This is a genomic window from Bacillus sp. LB7 (assembly GCF_030449715.1).
Classification (GTDB): domain Bacteria; phylum Bacillota; class Bacilli; order Bacillales; family Bacillaceae; genus Bacillus; species Bacillus paralicheniformis.
On the sequence record NZ_JASGCA010000009.1, the window covers coordinates 132,753 to 147,462 of the forward strand.

Sequence of the window (14,710 nt, forward strand, 5' to 3'; positions counted from 1 at the left end):
GGGGAGAAACAGTGAATTACACACAAACAGCAAGAGACGTATTGCAGCATGTAGGCGGTAAAGAGAATATTGCCCACTTGGAGCATTGTTCGACACGACTCCGTTTTACATTGATTGATCAAAACAAGGCGGATGTACCGGCGCTTGAGAAAACACCGGGTGTCATCGCTGTCCGTATGTCGGGCCAATGCCAGGTTGTAATTGGAAACGATGTCATCGAAGTCTATGAGAAAGTGACCGGCCTTCTCGGCGGATCACCTGCTGGACAAAACGGGCCTGCCAATCAGCCGAAGGAAAAGCGAAAAGCGGGGACTGTACTATTAGACTTCATTGTTGGTGTTTTTCAACCGCTTGTTCCAGCCATTGCGGGCGGAGGGATTTTAAAATCGTTTCTCCTTCTCTTCTCGTTATTCGGATTAATGGATGCCAAAGGGCAAACGTATCAGATTTTAAATATGGTTGGCGATGCGCCGCTTTACTTCCTGCCATTGCTAGTCGCCGTGACGACAGCCAATAAACTAAAAGTGAATCCGCTTGTTGCATTATCGGCAGTCGGCGCTCATATTTTGCCAAACACGACGGCTATGCTGACAGAAGGCGCTCAATTATTTTCATTTGATTTGAAAAATATTGCGTATGCCTATCAGGTGTTTCCAGCGATTTTATCTGTTCTGTTGTATGCACAGATGGAAAAATGGTTTACTCGTATTTCGCCAAAACCTATTCGAATTTTCTTCGTACCGATGATGTCATTGGTTATGACAGTTCCGATCACTCTCCTGCTGCTGGGACCAATCGGTTTTACAGCTGGGCAAGGCTTCACAGCAATTATCCTTGCTATGTTTGACAAAGTGGGCTGGGTTGCGGTTGCGATCCTGGCAGCAGTCCTTCCATTTATGGTCGCATCGGGGATGCACAAAGCGATGGTGCCGTACGCTGTAACAACAATGGGCAATCTCGGAAAAGAAGCACTTTACTTGCCTGCATCACTTGCACACAATCTCGCTGAAAGTGGGGCGTGTTTCGCAATTGCCCTTCGTACAAAAGATAAAGTGCTTCGTTCAACTGCCATTTCTGCAGGGATTTCCGCATTCTTTGGGATTACCGAACCGGCATTATACGGGGTGACACTGCAAAATAAACGTGTGCTTAGCAGTGTCATGATCGGTTCTTTCATCGGCGGAATCTTCATTGGACTTGTCGGACTTCAAGCGTTTGTTCTTGTTGGACCTGGGCTTGCAAGTATGTCGATGTTCATATCTGACGAGCTTCCACGCAACTTCATGTTTGCAGTTATCGGTTTTGCCATCTCATTTGTTGTTGCTTTTGCTGCAGCCTTTATTTTAGGAAAAGATCGAAAGACAGAAGAAACGGAAAAAGAAGCAGAGCAAGGTGTTTTCGCTGAAAAACTTGGCGCAGATGAGACATTCAAAAGTCCAGTCATCGGTCAAATGATTTCACTATCTGATGTAGAAGATGACATATTTTCTTCAAAGGTAATGGGAGAAGGAATTGCCATTATTCCTTCAAAGGGTGAACTATATGCACCGGTAGATGGCGAGATTTCACTTCTCTTTGAAACAAATCATGCGCTCGGCATGAAAACAGCAAACGGAGTTGAGGTTCTTTTCCACATTGGGATCGACACCGTTCAGCTAGAGGGCAAGTTCTTTAAACCATTGGTGCAAGCAGGAGACAAAGTCAAAGCGGGTGATCTGCTCATTCAATTTGATCTAGAAAAAATTAAAGAAGCAGGTTATGATCCAGTTACACTAGCAGTTATTACGAATACGGATCAATATGATATAAAAGTAACGCAATTAAAAGAGGTCAATCGTCAAGATACGTTGATGGTTGTCACACAAATAGGAGGGTAATCATGATGACAAAGACAAAAGGATTTCCAAAAGGTTTTTTATGGGGCGGTGCGATTGCCGCAAACCAAGCAGAAGGAGCTTGGAATGTTGATGGAAAAGGACCGTCTGTTGCAGATATTGCTATGTACCGTTCGAATTTGAGTGTAGAAGATTACGAAGGACACCTTGCTGTTACTTCTGAAAACATTGAACGCGCAATGAAAGACCCGGACGTAAAAAAATATCCGAAGCGCAGAGGGATTGACTTTTATCATTACTATAAAGAAGACTTGGCTCTCTTTGCAGAAATGGGCTTCAAAACATTGCGTATATCGATTGCATGGAGCCGAATTTTCCCGACAGGAGAAGAAGCTGAGCCGAACGAGAAAGGCCTTCAGTTTTATGATCGTCTGTTTCAAGAAATGAAAAAACATAACATTGAACCGATCGTGACGCTGTCACATTATGAAATGCCATTAGCACTTAGTGTGAAATACAACGGATGGGTTGAAAGAAAAGTGATCGATCTCTTTGTGAAGTTCGCAAATGTGTGTTTTGAACGCTATAAAGATGTCGTAAAATACTGGCTTACCTTTAATGAAATTGACAGTATACATCGCCATTCTTTCATTACAGCGGGAATCATTCCTGATCGCTGTCCTGAAGGGAAAATAGAGGAAACGGTTTATCAAGCATTGCACCATCAATTTGTGGCATCCGCTCTTGTGACTGCAGATTGTCATCGCATCATTCCCGGCAGTCAGGTGGGATGTATGCTAACGAAACTCACGACATATCCGCACACTTGTCATCCGAATGATGTAGAACGCGCACTGAAGCAAAACCTTGATAACTATTTCTATGCAGATGTTCAAGTGTTTGGCGAATATCCGCCATTGATCAAACGCATGCTGGAACGAAAAAATATCAATATTAAGATGGAAGCGGACGATCTTGCCATTTTGAAAGAACATACGGTAGACTTCGTTTCGTTTAGCTACTATATGTCCCTGACAGAATCTGCACAGGAGGGGCTGGAAAAAACAGATGGCAATACGATTCGCGGTGTGAAAAATCCATATTTGCCGTCAACAGATTGGGGTTGGCAAATCGATCCGGTCGGCTTAAAGATTTCGCTCATTGAATTGTATGATCGCTATCAAAAACCTCTCATTATTGTGGAGAACGGCATGGGTGCGAAAGATGTTGTTGAAAGCGATGGATCGATCCATGATGATTATCGTATTAACTATTTCAGAGAACATTTCCGTCAGATGAAAGAAGCCATTGAAGAAGGTGTAGATCTCTTCGGATATACCAGCTGGGGATCCATTGACATTATTAGTGCGGGAACATCTCAAATGTCCAAACGATATGGGTTTATCCATGTTGATCAAGATGACGATGGCAACGGGACATTGAAGCGCTCACGTAAAGATTCATTTTACTGGTATAAGAAAGTGATCGAGTCAAATGGAGAAGTATTAGACTAAAAAACCGCATTCATGAAAAGGTGATGGCGATGTTTAAAATAAAAAAGGTTTTAAACTCGAGTGTGGTACTGGCTGTAGATCAGAACCGCCAGGAGCTGGTTTTATGCGGCAGGGGCATCGGTTATGGGCAAAAGCCGGGGAATATGATTGAAGAAAAACAGGCTGATCAAGTATTTATGCCAGTAGACAATATAAAGGCAAAGGAATTTCTCCAACTGTTGGATTCAATACCGCAAGAATTTATTGAATTGACACAGCAAATTGTTCATTATGCAGAAGAAAAATTAAAAACAAAGCTAAATTCCGGCGTATACTTCACATTAATGGATCACTTGAATTTTGCAGTAGAGCGTTATAAAAAGAACATCAATATTACGAATCGCGTCTACTGGGAAATTAAAAACTACTATACGGAAGAGTTTGAGGCAGGGAATTATGCGCTGCAGCTCATCAATGAAACACTGGGGATCCAATTGCCGAAAGAGGAAGCGGCAAATATTGCGTTCCACTTAATTAATGCATTAGGTGAAGAAACAGAATCTAAAAATGGAATGAAGTATGCAAAAATGATCGGGAGCATTGTCAATCTTGTCCGTTACACATTAAACATGAAATTAGATCAAGAAAATATTCATTACAGCCGATTTATCACACATGTTAAATTTTTCGTTGAAAGATTTTACGCTGATAAATTGTTGGCAGATCAGGAGAATGAATTGTTTGAGCAAATTGCTAATTTATATCCGCAAGCAATGGATGTAGCTTTCAAAATCAAAGATTATATCAAACAGGTACACGGAATCGTCATTCCGAACGATGAACTAACATACTTGGGAGTCCATATTCATCGCTTGATTTCTTATCAGCAATTAAAATAAATGAAGAACCACTTGCCTTTGTGGAAGGCGAGTGGTTTCTTGTTTTTGAAAAAGAAGGAGCATTTCTGTTTATAGGCCAGATGAGTTGATTGATCTATACCAACAGTTAAAATTGACAACAAAAGGCTTTTTCCTCCTTAGAGAAAGGTCTCATATCGAATTGTTGACAAAAACAGAACACTAATTGACAAAAGGTCATTACAAAAATTTACACGTGTGATAAGATCATGTTACAGATAGAGAACAATCTTAAAGAGAAAGAGGGGGTTCGGCATGAGCAAGGTCGCTTCAGAGGTGGTTGCGGGGGTATTGAACGAATTCCATTTGGCCATTAAAAAGCACGATATTGAGCAGGCAAAGCATCTTTTTGATGAGGCGAAGTCGATGTTTTCCGAGATGGAAGAGGATCAGAATGTGCTGGCTTATTTTTCGCTTCTTGAGGAGCGGTACCGGATGATGCTTTATGATGCGAGGGGAGAGCGGCTGCCGCGGGAGTCTTACTTTAATGATTCGCAGATCGAGTGCATCGAGCAGACGGATCATATGATCGATTATTATTTCTACTTTTTTGAGGCGATGCATGAAGCGTACAACAAGAATGTTGAGCGGGCGATCAGCCTGTACAAGGTTGCCGAGAAAAAACTGGCGAAGGTGCCCGATCAGATCGAAGCGGCCGAGTTTTATTTTAAAGTGTCCTGGCTGTATATGTCTCTCCGGCAAAATGCGGTTTCTCTCAATTATGCGAGAGACGCGATGAATATTTACAAAATGCATGACGGGTACGAAAAAAAGCTGGCGATTTCCCAGGTTGTGATGGGGACAAATTACATGCAGATGCAGCGCTTTAAAGATGCGGAGAAGTACTTTGAAGAATCGATTGAAATTTCCAAAAAGATCGACGATTCGTTTTTAGAGGCGATGCTTCATCACAATATCAGCATTCTGTATTCCAATTCCGGCCGGTCTCAGGAATGCATTCTCGCCGTCCAGCATGCTTTGAGCAACGCCGAATGGTGCGAGTCAAGCTACTATATCAACTCGCTTTACATGCTGATCAGAGAGTTTTTCAAAATCGGCGAAACAGAAGCGGCCCTGTTCTATTATAAAAAAGGACAGGAGGAATTAAAGAAAAACGGGAATAAGCATTATGAAAAGAAAATAAATATTATTTATGAGCTGTATTGCCATGAAAACGTAAAAAGCATCAAAGACGACATCGATTCCTTGGACGAGATGAATGATTTAGACGGGGTTTGCGACCTTTCTTTGCTCATCTCAAGCTATTTTGAGAAAAAAGGAGATTTCAAGGAAGCGCTGGAATTTGTTAAAATATTCATGAAAGCCGAAAACAAAATGAGATCATTAGGGAGTGAGGTATTGTCATGAAAAAAATCATTCTTTGCTTAGCGTTAACAGCCGTGGTCTTTGGCGGAGCTGCTTTATCCCAAAGCCACAATATGGCGTCAGACAGTGTTCAAGTAGCAGAATTGCCTGTTGGAGGTTGAGGTCCTTTTTAGGGCTTCTTTTTTTATTGTAAAAGAGGAAGATAATTGAAAGATCAATCTTCAAAAACATTGATACGAACCTAATTAAAGCCGGAAATTTGCTCCTCGCCGGGACAACTTTCGGTATTGTTGGCAGGTGATTTTTTCGAGTTTGGCAGTTCAGGAGATATCTGGTTTAATAAGGATCGCGTCGACACCGAAGGGATCAGTGTGAGAAAAATGACGATCGCTGATTTTGCCGTCCATCCTTTGACGGATGGTGTTGTGCTTGCGACATACCGTTTAAAGGATGAAACGAGAAAGCAGAGATGCTGCGCAGTTCAATCTGGAAGCGGGTGGAGAATGTGTTTTCATCAAGGGACACCAATAAAATATTCATACAATGTGAAAAGGATGCCTTGTCCTCAGACATCCTTTTTGAATTAATTATGCAGGCAGTTTAACATCATCTGTAAACCTTCAAAAAATGAAGTATATGCCCAACGCAATCATTGTTTGGACTAATGAGACGATAGCTAAGTGACCAAAATGAGATTTTCCTTTTCTTATGTAAGTATCATAAAGGACATTAACAATGAGGAAACAAACGTAGCCTATGATCGTTTCAAATATCACCATTATTTTGATTCCTTTCTAAAGTGAATCTATTGCATAGAAGTTTCTTTACTTATTACCTTAACATAGCTAGGTCTTTCTATGATTGGTTATGCAGGGATACGAAGAAAAAGATGCCTGAATCCAGACACCCTTTTCTTCTATTCTCTTAGGAGCCTATTATTCTAGTCCATGACTAAATCTCATCAGTATCCTTTAGCCTCAGCCTTACAGAAAAAGTCCCTGCAATAAGCAGGGACACCGCTTTTACAAATGACTCCGGCATTCCGCCACACATTCTTTCAAGTCTTTTACCGCATGCTCCATCTTTGGCTTTGCTTGGTCATGAACCTTGTTTAATGCGTGATGCAAATGGGTCAGGGCGCTTTCGCATTCGGTGATGCATTCCTGAAGGTCGTTTTTATTCATAGGACAATCTCCTTTCGATGATGATTTGTATACCTGTAGGATGTGTTAGTTTAGCTTTGTTATGAGGAAATCGGTGAATAAATGTTGTTGTAAATGTGTTCAGTGCTTATCTTCCAGCACAGTGATACTTTGAAATGGTCATGTGTGTTTTAAAATGACGATTCAAAGGGCCCATCCAGAGCGATCAGCAGATTGATGTAGCACAACAGAAGGGGGATAGCAGAGCCTTTCCATTAAGAAAGGCCTGTCCCGCTATGCCTGATTTACATAAGAGTAGGTTTTCCAGCCGCCGTCTAGATTGATCGCTCGATAGCCGGAGCCAAGGAGGATTCGTGCGGCGAGATAGCCTCTCAGCCCGACTTGGCAGGCAACGTAAATTGGTTGATTGTTCGGAATTTCGTCCTGACGATCGCGGATTTCGCCTAATGGGATGTTAACGGATCCTTTAATATAGCCTGCTTTTCTTTCGTGTGGTTCCCGGACGTCGATCAAGAAGCCGCCTCTTTCAACAATTTTGTCAATTTCGTGCCACTGCACCGTCTCCAATCCGTCTTCCACCATATTAGAAGCAACATAGCCCGCCATATTAACGGGGTCTTTCGCCGATGAGAATGGAGGGGCATAGGCGAGTTCAAGTTCTGTTAATTCAAATACGGTCAGGTCGCCTTTCATTGCGGTGGCGATTACATCAATCCGTTTGTCCGCACCGTCTTTACCGATGGCCTGAGCTCCGTAGATCATGCCGTCGTGCGGACTGAAGATGATTTTTAAGGCCAGTTGAGACGCTCCCGGATAATAACCGGCGTGTGACGCGGGATGAATATGGACGACTTTGTAATCAATGCCATGTTGTTTTAACGTTTTTTCATTGCTGCCTGTGACGGCAGCCGTCAGATCGAAGATTTTGGCAATCGAAGTTCCCAATGTGCCTTTGTATGTTTCCTGTTTGCCGTAAATATTGTTCGCCGCAATCCGGCCCTGGCGGTTTGCGGGGCCTGCTAAAGGGATGAAAGCCGGCTGCTGATGGACATAATCGGCTGTTTCAATCGCATCGCCGATCGCATAAATGTGTTTATCGCTTGTCTGCAGCTTTTCATTGACTTGAATGCCCCCGCGCGGTCCGATCCGCAGTCCCGCCTCAACGGCGAGCGCATTTTCCGGGGTGACGCCGATGGATAAGACGGTGAAATCAGGGTCAATGACCTTTCCGCTCGATAAAATGACTTTTTTTCCTTTGTCACTGAAGGATTGAACGCCATCCTTCAATATGAGGGTGACGCCTTTTTCATGAAGATGCTTGTGAATGACCGCTGCCATTTCGTAATCGAGCGGCGCCATGACTTGATCAGACATTTCGACCAGCGTCACATGTATACCGCGGCCGACGAGATTTTCAGCCATTTCCAGACCGATAAATCCGCCTCCGATGACGACGGCTTTTTTGGGGTTGTGGCTGTCTATATAGTTTTTGATCTGATCGGTATCGGGAATCGTTCTAAGCGTAAACAAATTGTCCGCTTCCGCTAATCCGGGAATCGGCGGGACGATCGGCTTTGCTCCAGGTGAAAGCACAAGTGTGTCATAGTTTTCTTCATATATTTGGTCAGCAGCCAAATCGTTGACGGTCACCGTTTTTTTGTCACGGTTGATTTTTACGACTTCGCTCCGGATTCGAATGTCCAAGTTGAATTTTTTGCTCATGCCTTCTGCGGTTTGCACGAGAAGCTTCTCACGGCTTTTGATCGTTTCGCCGATGTAATACGGAAGTCCGCAATTTGCAAAAGCAATATATTCACCTCTTTCAAAAAGGACGATGTGGGCCTGTTCATCTAATCTTCTTAAGCGGGCGGCGGTTGTTGCACCTCCGGCAACACCGCCGATGATGACGATCTTTTTATTCAATGTAAACACTCCTTTTTATATACATATACCCCTATATGTATTATAGATGTTTTTCTCGACAAAAAAAGTTACATTATTGTGACTTATGATGGTTGTCCTAAAAAAATAAAAATTATGACAAAATTGTTAGAAATTTTGATAGACTGTTGATTAACGGTTTTTTATCGACAATAAAAGACAGGAGAAGAATGATGAGAAATCAACTTGCGGCTTACATATCGCTCGCTCTTGCGATGGCGATCGTCGGCAGCTCGGTCGTCGTCGGCAAGCTGATGGTGGAAACGATTCCGGTGTTTCTGTCGTCAGGACTCAGGTTTATGGTCGCTGCTATTGTGTTGGTGATCCTCTTGTTTTGTTTTGAAAAAGGCTTTCCCGCTCTAACGAAAAAAGATTTTTTTGTTTTGCTGATGCAGTCTTTTACAGGTGTTTTTTTGTTCAGCATCTGTCTGCTTTACGGCGTCGGCATGACGACGGGGATGGAAAGCGGGATCATTACAAGCACCACGCCGATGGCGGTCGGGATTTTGGCTTTCTTTTTGTTGAAAGAGAAAATAGAGAAGCGGATGGCGCTTGGGATCGTGCTCGCTGTTATGGGTGTGATGACGATCAATCTGTTTGGGGCGGGCGAAGAAGGAGGCAATCCGCACGCTTTGCTAGGAAATCTTCTGGTCGCCGCGGCTGTTGTTGGTGAAGCGCTGTTTACACTGCTGGCGAAAATGCTGTCGCCTCACATTTCCGCATTGGCGATTTCGACGTTTGTCTCGCTTTTCGGGTTTTTATTTTTTCTGCCGTTTGCGGCTTACGAAGCGCTATCGTTCAACTTTAGTGCGCCGGGACTCATTGATTGGTCATATGTGCTGTATTATGCGCTGATCGTCACGGTGCTTGCTTTCTACTTATGGTACAGTGGGGTGACAAAGGTGCCGGCCGGCGTTTCCGGAATTTTCACTTCTGTGCTGCCTGTTTCAGCCGTCGTGCTGTCAGGGATCATTCTCAAGGAGCAGTTCACCTTCATCCATTTGCTCGGTGTGGCGTTTGTGATTGGCGGCATTTTTGTCACGGTTTTGAAGAAAGAAACGCAAAAGGATAGCCAACATCTCGCATCCTAGCAGGATTTCCAATAAAATGTCGCAAATTTGATGCATCAATATAATGAATTCGTCCAGTGCTGCGGTATAATAGATTTTGTGAATTCAATGTTGAAAGAGAGTGGTAGTATCATGGGCCGTAAGTGGAACAATATAAAAGAAAAGAAAGCGTCGAAGGATGCCAATACAAGCCGGATTTACGCCAAGTTTGGCCGTGAAATCTATGTGGCGGCAAAGCAGGGAGAGCCCGATCCTGAGGCAAACCAGGCGCTGAAGTTCGTGCTTGAGCGCGCCAAAACATACAATGTCCCGAAAGCGATTATCGAGCGGGCGATTGAAAAGGCGAAGGGCGGTTCTGAAGAAAACTATGACGAGCTTCGCTATGAAGGATTCGGACCGAACGGAGCGATGGTGATCGTTGACGCCTTGACGAACAATGTCAACCGGACGGCGGCGGATGTGCGCTCCACATTCGGCAAAAACGGCGGCAATATGGGTGTGAGCGGCTCTGTCGCATACATGTTTGATCCGACGGCCGTCATCGGCTTTGAGGGGAAAACGGCTGATGAAACGCTCGAGCTGTTGATGGAAGCGGATATCGATGTCCGCGATATTTTAGAAGAAGACGATGCGGTGATCGTCTATGCCGAGCCTGATCAGTTCCATGCCGTGCAGGAAGCGCTGAAAAACGCCGGTATTGAAGAATTCACCGTCGCAGAGCTGACAATGCTTGCGCAAAACGATGTCACACTTCCGGAAGACGCGCAGGCGCAGTTTGAAAAGCTGATCGATGCGCTGGAAGATTTGGAGGATGTGCAGCAAGTCTACCATAATGTTGATTTAGGCGCTTAAACGAAAAAGCAAACCGCCTGAAATGAACGGCCCCGTAAATGTTAGACGATGATCTTACATTTACGGGGTTTTTTTATAACTGAGTTTTTAGCGAAAGAAAAAACCCCAGGCTTGAGCCTGAGAATTCAGAAAAAATTTCAGCGTGATATTAAAAAATTTCCCTGGGTTACTTAAATATCTTGGATTGCCAAGACAAATTAATATAGTCTCTTTAATAGTCTTTACGTGTTTTCAACTTGACTTTTCTACTGACCAAATGGCTACTGATAATTCTATATTGTCTGTGGGGAGCACTTCTTTCATTGCAGATTGTAGACTATGATGGATCTCCTAGATGGGTGGGGTAGACTGGAACCGCCTTTGATTCATTTAATCTCTTATTTGAAATAAAAAAAGGACTCCCCCTAGTAGAGAACCCTATCATCACATGTTTTTGTTATCTTATAAAATGCTGTTTTAAAAGGTGGAAGTAATTTGACAATTAAAGAGAAAAAAAGTAAACTATTAAGTGTTTTAATTTAATTATATTAATATAAAAATAACCCAATTATAATATAACGCAAAAACAATGTCGTGTCAATGGTCTTTTAAATCTTAAGGTAGGGGGAGTTAGATGTTTTAAGCCATTTGTCAATAATGAAAATTATCCATTAACACTGATTCAATTACACGAAGTCTAGAAATGGCAGTAAGCTGCTTAAATTGTGAAAAAAAGGAGGAGAAAGATGTTGACTTTAACGGATTTTAAGGACGTAATCGAACAACAGGTGCGCCATAACCAAAGCCAAAGTCTTTTTTATGAGTTTGCAAATGGTCGTTTAGCCTTATCCCCTTCCAAAGAAACGACAGATTTTTTAAAACGAAGAAGTCATGACATCGTAAAATTTTTACAACAAACACATGAGGCTGGTACGCTTCAGCTGCTAGCGAATGACATGTCGGATCAAACGATTCAATTATTTATCAAAGTGAATCAGTATTTAGATTTTTCTCGCCAAGATTATCGCAGGCTGCAAAAAATGTACAGCGATTTATTAAAACGAGTTTATTTGATGGGGAAGCAAGAAGAAATATCTAATCAAGATATTGAACAATTATTCTCGTCCCACTACAAAAATTTGCAAACGTTTTTATTAGATTCAAATGGCGAAGAAATTTTTAAAAAGTATAAAGAAAACCCTAATGTATTTGCAGTAGAATGCAGTGAATATACTTCTGATTTGCAAATGAGATTATTTAATATCAACTTATCGGCAATTAAAACACCTCTCCTAGACATTGGCTGCGGCCAACAAGCCAGTCTTGTTCGTTTTCTCAGAAAAAATGCCGTTGAATCATACGGAATTGACAGGAATGTTGAGAATATAGCCGGTTTACATAAAGCGAATTGGTTTGAATATAAGTTTACACCGAATACTTGGGGGACCATCATTTCCCATATGGCGTTTTCCAATCATTTTATCCATCATCATTTGAGGTTAGATGGAGATTATAAAAAGTACGCTGAGAAATATATGGAGATATTAAAATCGTTAAAATTAGGAGGGAGTTTTATTTATGCCCCGAGTCTTCCTTTTATAGAACAAGTGATATTACATGCCGACCGAAATTTCATTGTGAAAAATATGCAGCATGCGACAAAAGTGATTCGAGTGAAATGAATGCCAGACTTAATAATAAAGCATGGGGACTTCGTTTCATCGGCGATCAGTTTATCCCTCATGTACCTATGGATACTTGAAATCTAATTGAGGAGAGGTCTAATGGTTGAAATTAAGCTAATGAAATATTGTCCTTTTAAAGACGCACATTATGTATGGAACCTCGGTTTTTCTGATTATGCAAATGTGCAAATGTCCTTGAAACAGTTTGCGTTCAAACTTGGTTTTGACGAGTTATCCCCTGAATACTCTTTTATTGCTTATGATAATGGGGCTCCAGTTGGTATTCTAATGAATGGGATAAAGGTTTTAGGTGAAAAAAGTGGGCGTGGAATGGAGGAACAAACGTTATACCTGCTTATTGTGGGAAAGGTATTTCAAGAATGTTAATGGAAGAATCGATCAATCTTTATAAAAGGGAAGGAGTTGATATTGCAAGTTTAGAAGCTTTTCGAGTGAATGAACCAGCGATACGTTTATATAAAAATTTTGGTTATCAGGCAGTAGATCGTTTGCTGTTTTTAGAGCTAAATGGAGTTAACAGCACGGAATTTTTACGAGCTGACACTTCCCTTTATCGCATAGAGCATGCGGTTTCACTCGACGTAAGAAATATTTCATTCTATGACTTTTATGTTCCATGGAAAACAAATTGGAATCTCATTCAAAATGGTCAGGCCCTGATTGCCAAAAATGAGAATGATGAAGTGATTGGGTATGCTTTATATCAGAAAAAGCTTGATCAAGAGCACAAATTAAGTTCTATTATATTATATCAATGTGCAGTTAGCCCGACTGAAAAACAACAACTGCTTGTCTTGAAAAGGATTTTAAATGAAATATTATTAGAGAATGCTTTTATAGATATTCGCATCGCTACTTATAATTTGCCAAGTAAAAATGTTCAACTAGTACAGATTTTAAAAGAAACTGGTTTTAAAGAAATGCTAACTCCAGAAGGCATTTCCTTGGAACAAGTGTTTATGCTCAAAGAAATGTGATTGATTTAGCAGAAAATGCTATTGATGATTGAGAATAATGATGGAATAGGCGTTTAGAGAAACCAAAAAATGAATTAAACCGCAGGAAAATACAATTATTTCCTTTTTTGTTAGCCTTTCTACAAAGCTACTCTAGTTATACGGACGAAAGATCAGCCACGCGTAAGTTGGTAAAACCCGAAATTACAAGGAGTAAAGTAATGAGGTGGAGTTGGTCGTTATGTTTAGCTATTACGGAAAACTAAGTACAGAGCTTTATGATTTTACAAAACCAGTGGGACAATCGATTAACGGTGACATTGAATACTACGTAGAACGATTAAGTACGGTCAATGGCAGAGTGTTAGAAGCTGGAGTTGGGTCTGGTCGATTTCTCATTCCGCTATTGGAAAAAGGTTTTACGGTAGATGGGATAGACTGTTCTAAAGAGATGTTGCATTCCTGTAAACAACGGTGTGAAAAACGGAACTTAAATCCAAATTTATATGAAGGAAAGCTCGAAAATTTTTCCCTATCTCATAAATATGAAGCAGTTGTTATGCCGACTGGATCTTTTTGTCTGATTGATGACAGAGAGGCTTCTGTACAGACATTAAGAAATTTTAAGAATCATTTGATAGCTGGCGGACGGATTATTGTTGATTTATTATTGCCCAATCATTTTAAACCGTGGAAGATTGTAACAGAATCATTTTCGTTACCGAATGGTGAAGGAATGACACTTGAAAGTAAAGCCATCAAAATAGATTGGATCAATCAAACGACTTTAACCTATTTAAAGTATGAAAAGTGGAAAGATGGAAGATTAATGGATACGGAATTGCAAGAATTTAAATTAAGCTGGTATGGGATCAATGAATTTAAATTGCTATTAAAAAAAATCGGTTTTGTCAATATTACATGCTCTTCAGGTTATGTTTATGAAAGGTACCCTAAACAACCACATGAGGTGATCACTTTTGAAGCAGAAACGAAGGAGTAAGAGTACTGTTTAAGACTAAAACAAGGTTTTGCTGTATGAAGGAGTTGCGTCTTTGCTGCTGCCACAATGGTATTACATATCCAATCGAAAAGGTCACATTTTCTAAAGTAATCTGTGAGGAGCCTTGAGAGTACAGTTCCTAAGCGAAAGCCGTCACTAAAAAACATGTCTCAGCTATACGGTTGAAAATACTAGATCCTACAGTTGCAGAATTGCAAAACGTTTAAGAGCGTTGCTGAAACTGTCGTTGCCCAAGCGGTGAAAGAAGGGCATCTGTCATATAGACATCGGCGACAATGAGAGCATCTCAGTGAAAGAAAAAAGTTATTGAACTAATCAAAAAAAAGAATTTTACTGATCAACCGGATTTTACCGAAATCGTGCGGTAAAATCTTTTTTTTATGCCTAAAGACCTATGAGATTGAATATTTTTGCAAGAATGCCGATACATATATTGTAGTCTAACTTT

The 14,710-nt window shown here is 41.3% G+C and carries 13 protein-coding genes and 1 pseudogene; 12 read left to right on the forward strand and 2 right to left on the reverse strand.

Annotated elements, in window-relative coordinates; genetic code table 11:
• Nucleotides 1-11: 11 nt before the first annotated feature.
• From QMZ64_RS13540 to QMZ64_RS23335, 6 genes and pseudogenes are all read left to right on the forward strand, one after another.
• Nucleotides 12-1,877: a beta-glucoside-specific PTS transporter subunit IIABC gene (locus QMZ64_RS13540; RefSeq protein WP_301441372.1), complete on the forward strand. Its 1,866-nt coding sequence runs from the start codon at nucleotides 12-14 to the stop codon at nucleotides 1,875-1,877.
• Between the two features lie 5 nt (nucleotides 1,878-1,882).
• Nucleotides 1,883-3,349 carry a glycoside hydrolase family 1 protein gene (locus QMZ64_RS13545; protein WP_301441381.1) on the forward strand — a complete coding sequence of 489 codons (1,467 nt, stop codon included), beginning with the start codon at nucleotides 1,883-1,885 and terminating at the stop codon, nucleotides 3,347-3,349.
• 29 nt (nucleotides 3,350-3,378) lie between these two features.
• On the forward strand, nucleotides 3,379-4,227 hold the full coding sequence (locus QMZ64_RS13550) for a PRD domain-containing protein (protein WP_145929731.1): 849 nt from the start codon (nucleotides 3,379-3,381) through the stop codon (nucleotides 4,225-4,227).
• A 273-nt stretch (nucleotides 4,228-4,500) separates the two neighbouring features.
• Nucleotides 4,501-5,613 (forward strand): Rap family tetratricopeptide repeat protein, encoded by a 1,113-nt coding sequence (locus QMZ64_RS13555; RefSeq protein WP_265627623.1) that lies wholly within the window; start codon nucleotides 4,501-4,503, stop codon nucleotides 5,611-5,613.
• On the forward strand, nucleotides 5,610-5,732 hold the full coding sequence (locus QMZ64_RS13560) for a PhrK family phosphatase-inhibitory pheromone (RefSeq protein WP_265627622.1): 123 nt from the start codon (nucleotides 5,610-5,612) through the stop codon (nucleotides 5,730-5,732). Before QMZ64_RS13555 ends, QMZ64_RS13560 begins: the two co-directional genes overlap by 4 nt.
• 84 nt (nucleotides 5,733-5,816) lie before the next feature.
• Nucleotides 5,817-6,158 (forward strand): annotated as a pseudogene (locus tag QMZ64_RS23335) (nuclear transport factor 2 family protein); the annotation flags it as partial.
• A gap of 435 nt (nucleotides 6,159-6,593) precedes the next feature.
• Here the strand turns inward: QMZ64_RS23335 and QMZ64_RS13565 are convergent.
• The gene (locus QMZ64_RS13565) at nucleotides 6,594-6,755 is read right to left on the reverse strand and encodes a hypothetical protein (RefSeq protein ID WP_265627621.1); all 162 of its coding nucleotides are present in this window, start codon (nucleotides 6,753-6,755) and stop codon (nucleotides 6,594-6,596) included.
• Between the two features lie 252 nt (nucleotides 6,756-7,007).
• Nucleotides 7,008-8,657: a CoA-disulfide reductase gene (locus QMZ64_RS13570; protein WP_265627620.1), complete on the reverse strand. Its 1,650-nt coding sequence runs from the start codon at nucleotides 8,655-8,657 to the stop codon at nucleotides 7,008-7,010.
• Between the two features lie 191 nt (nucleotides 8,658-8,848).
• On the opposite strand from QMZ64_RS13570, the gene QMZ64_RS13575 reads away from it, so the two are divergent.
• The 6 genes from QMZ64_RS13575 to QMZ64_RS13600 all read left to right on the forward strand — a co-directional run bounded on the left by QMZ64_RS13575 (nucleotide 8,849) and on the right by QMZ64_RS13600 (nucleotide 14,241).
• Nucleotides 8,849-9,766, forward strand: a complete 918-nt coding sequence (locus QMZ64_RS13575) for a DMT family transporter (RefSeq protein WP_483298501.1) — start codon at nucleotides 8,849-8,851, stop codon at nucleotides 9,764-9,766.
• Nucleotides 9,767-9,877: 111 nt separating this feature from the next.
• On the forward strand, nucleotides 9,878-10,597 hold the full coding sequence (locus QMZ64_RS13580; RefSeq protein ID WP_265627619.1) for a YebC/PmpR family DNA-binding transcriptional regulator: 720 nt from the start codon (nucleotides 9,878-9,880) through the stop codon (nucleotides 10,595-10,597).
• 725 nt (nucleotides 10,598-11,322) lie between these two features.
• Nucleotides 11,323-12,258 (forward strand): class I SAM-dependent methyltransferase, encoded by a 936-nt coding sequence (locus QMZ64_RS13585; protein WP_265627618.1) that lies wholly within the window; start codon nucleotides 11,323-11,325, stop codon nucleotides 12,256-12,258.
• A 102-nt stretch (nucleotides 12,259-12,360) separates the two neighbouring features.
• Nucleotides 12,361-12,648 (forward strand): hypothetical protein, encoded by a 288-nt coding sequence (locus tag QMZ64_RS13590; RefSeq protein WP_265627617.1) that lies wholly within the window; start codon nucleotides 12,361-12,363, stop codon nucleotides 12,646-12,648.
• A complete protein-coding gene (locus QMZ64_RS13595; RefSeq protein WP_265627616.1) occupies nucleotides 12,642-13,259 on the forward strand; it encodes a GNAT family N-acetyltransferase in 618 nt (205 codons plus the stop codon). The genes QMZ64_RS13590 and QMZ64_RS13595 overlap by 7 nt, the downstream gene beginning before the upstream one ends.
• A gap of 220 nt (nucleotides 13,260-13,479) precedes the next feature.
• Complete coding sequence (locus tag QMZ64_RS13600) at nucleotides 13,480-14,241, forward strand: class I SAM-dependent methyltransferase (protein ID WP_265627615.1); 762 nt, start codon at nucleotides 13,480-13,482, stop codon at nucleotides 14,239-14,241.
• Nucleotides 14,242-14,710 lie beyond the last annotated feature (469 nt).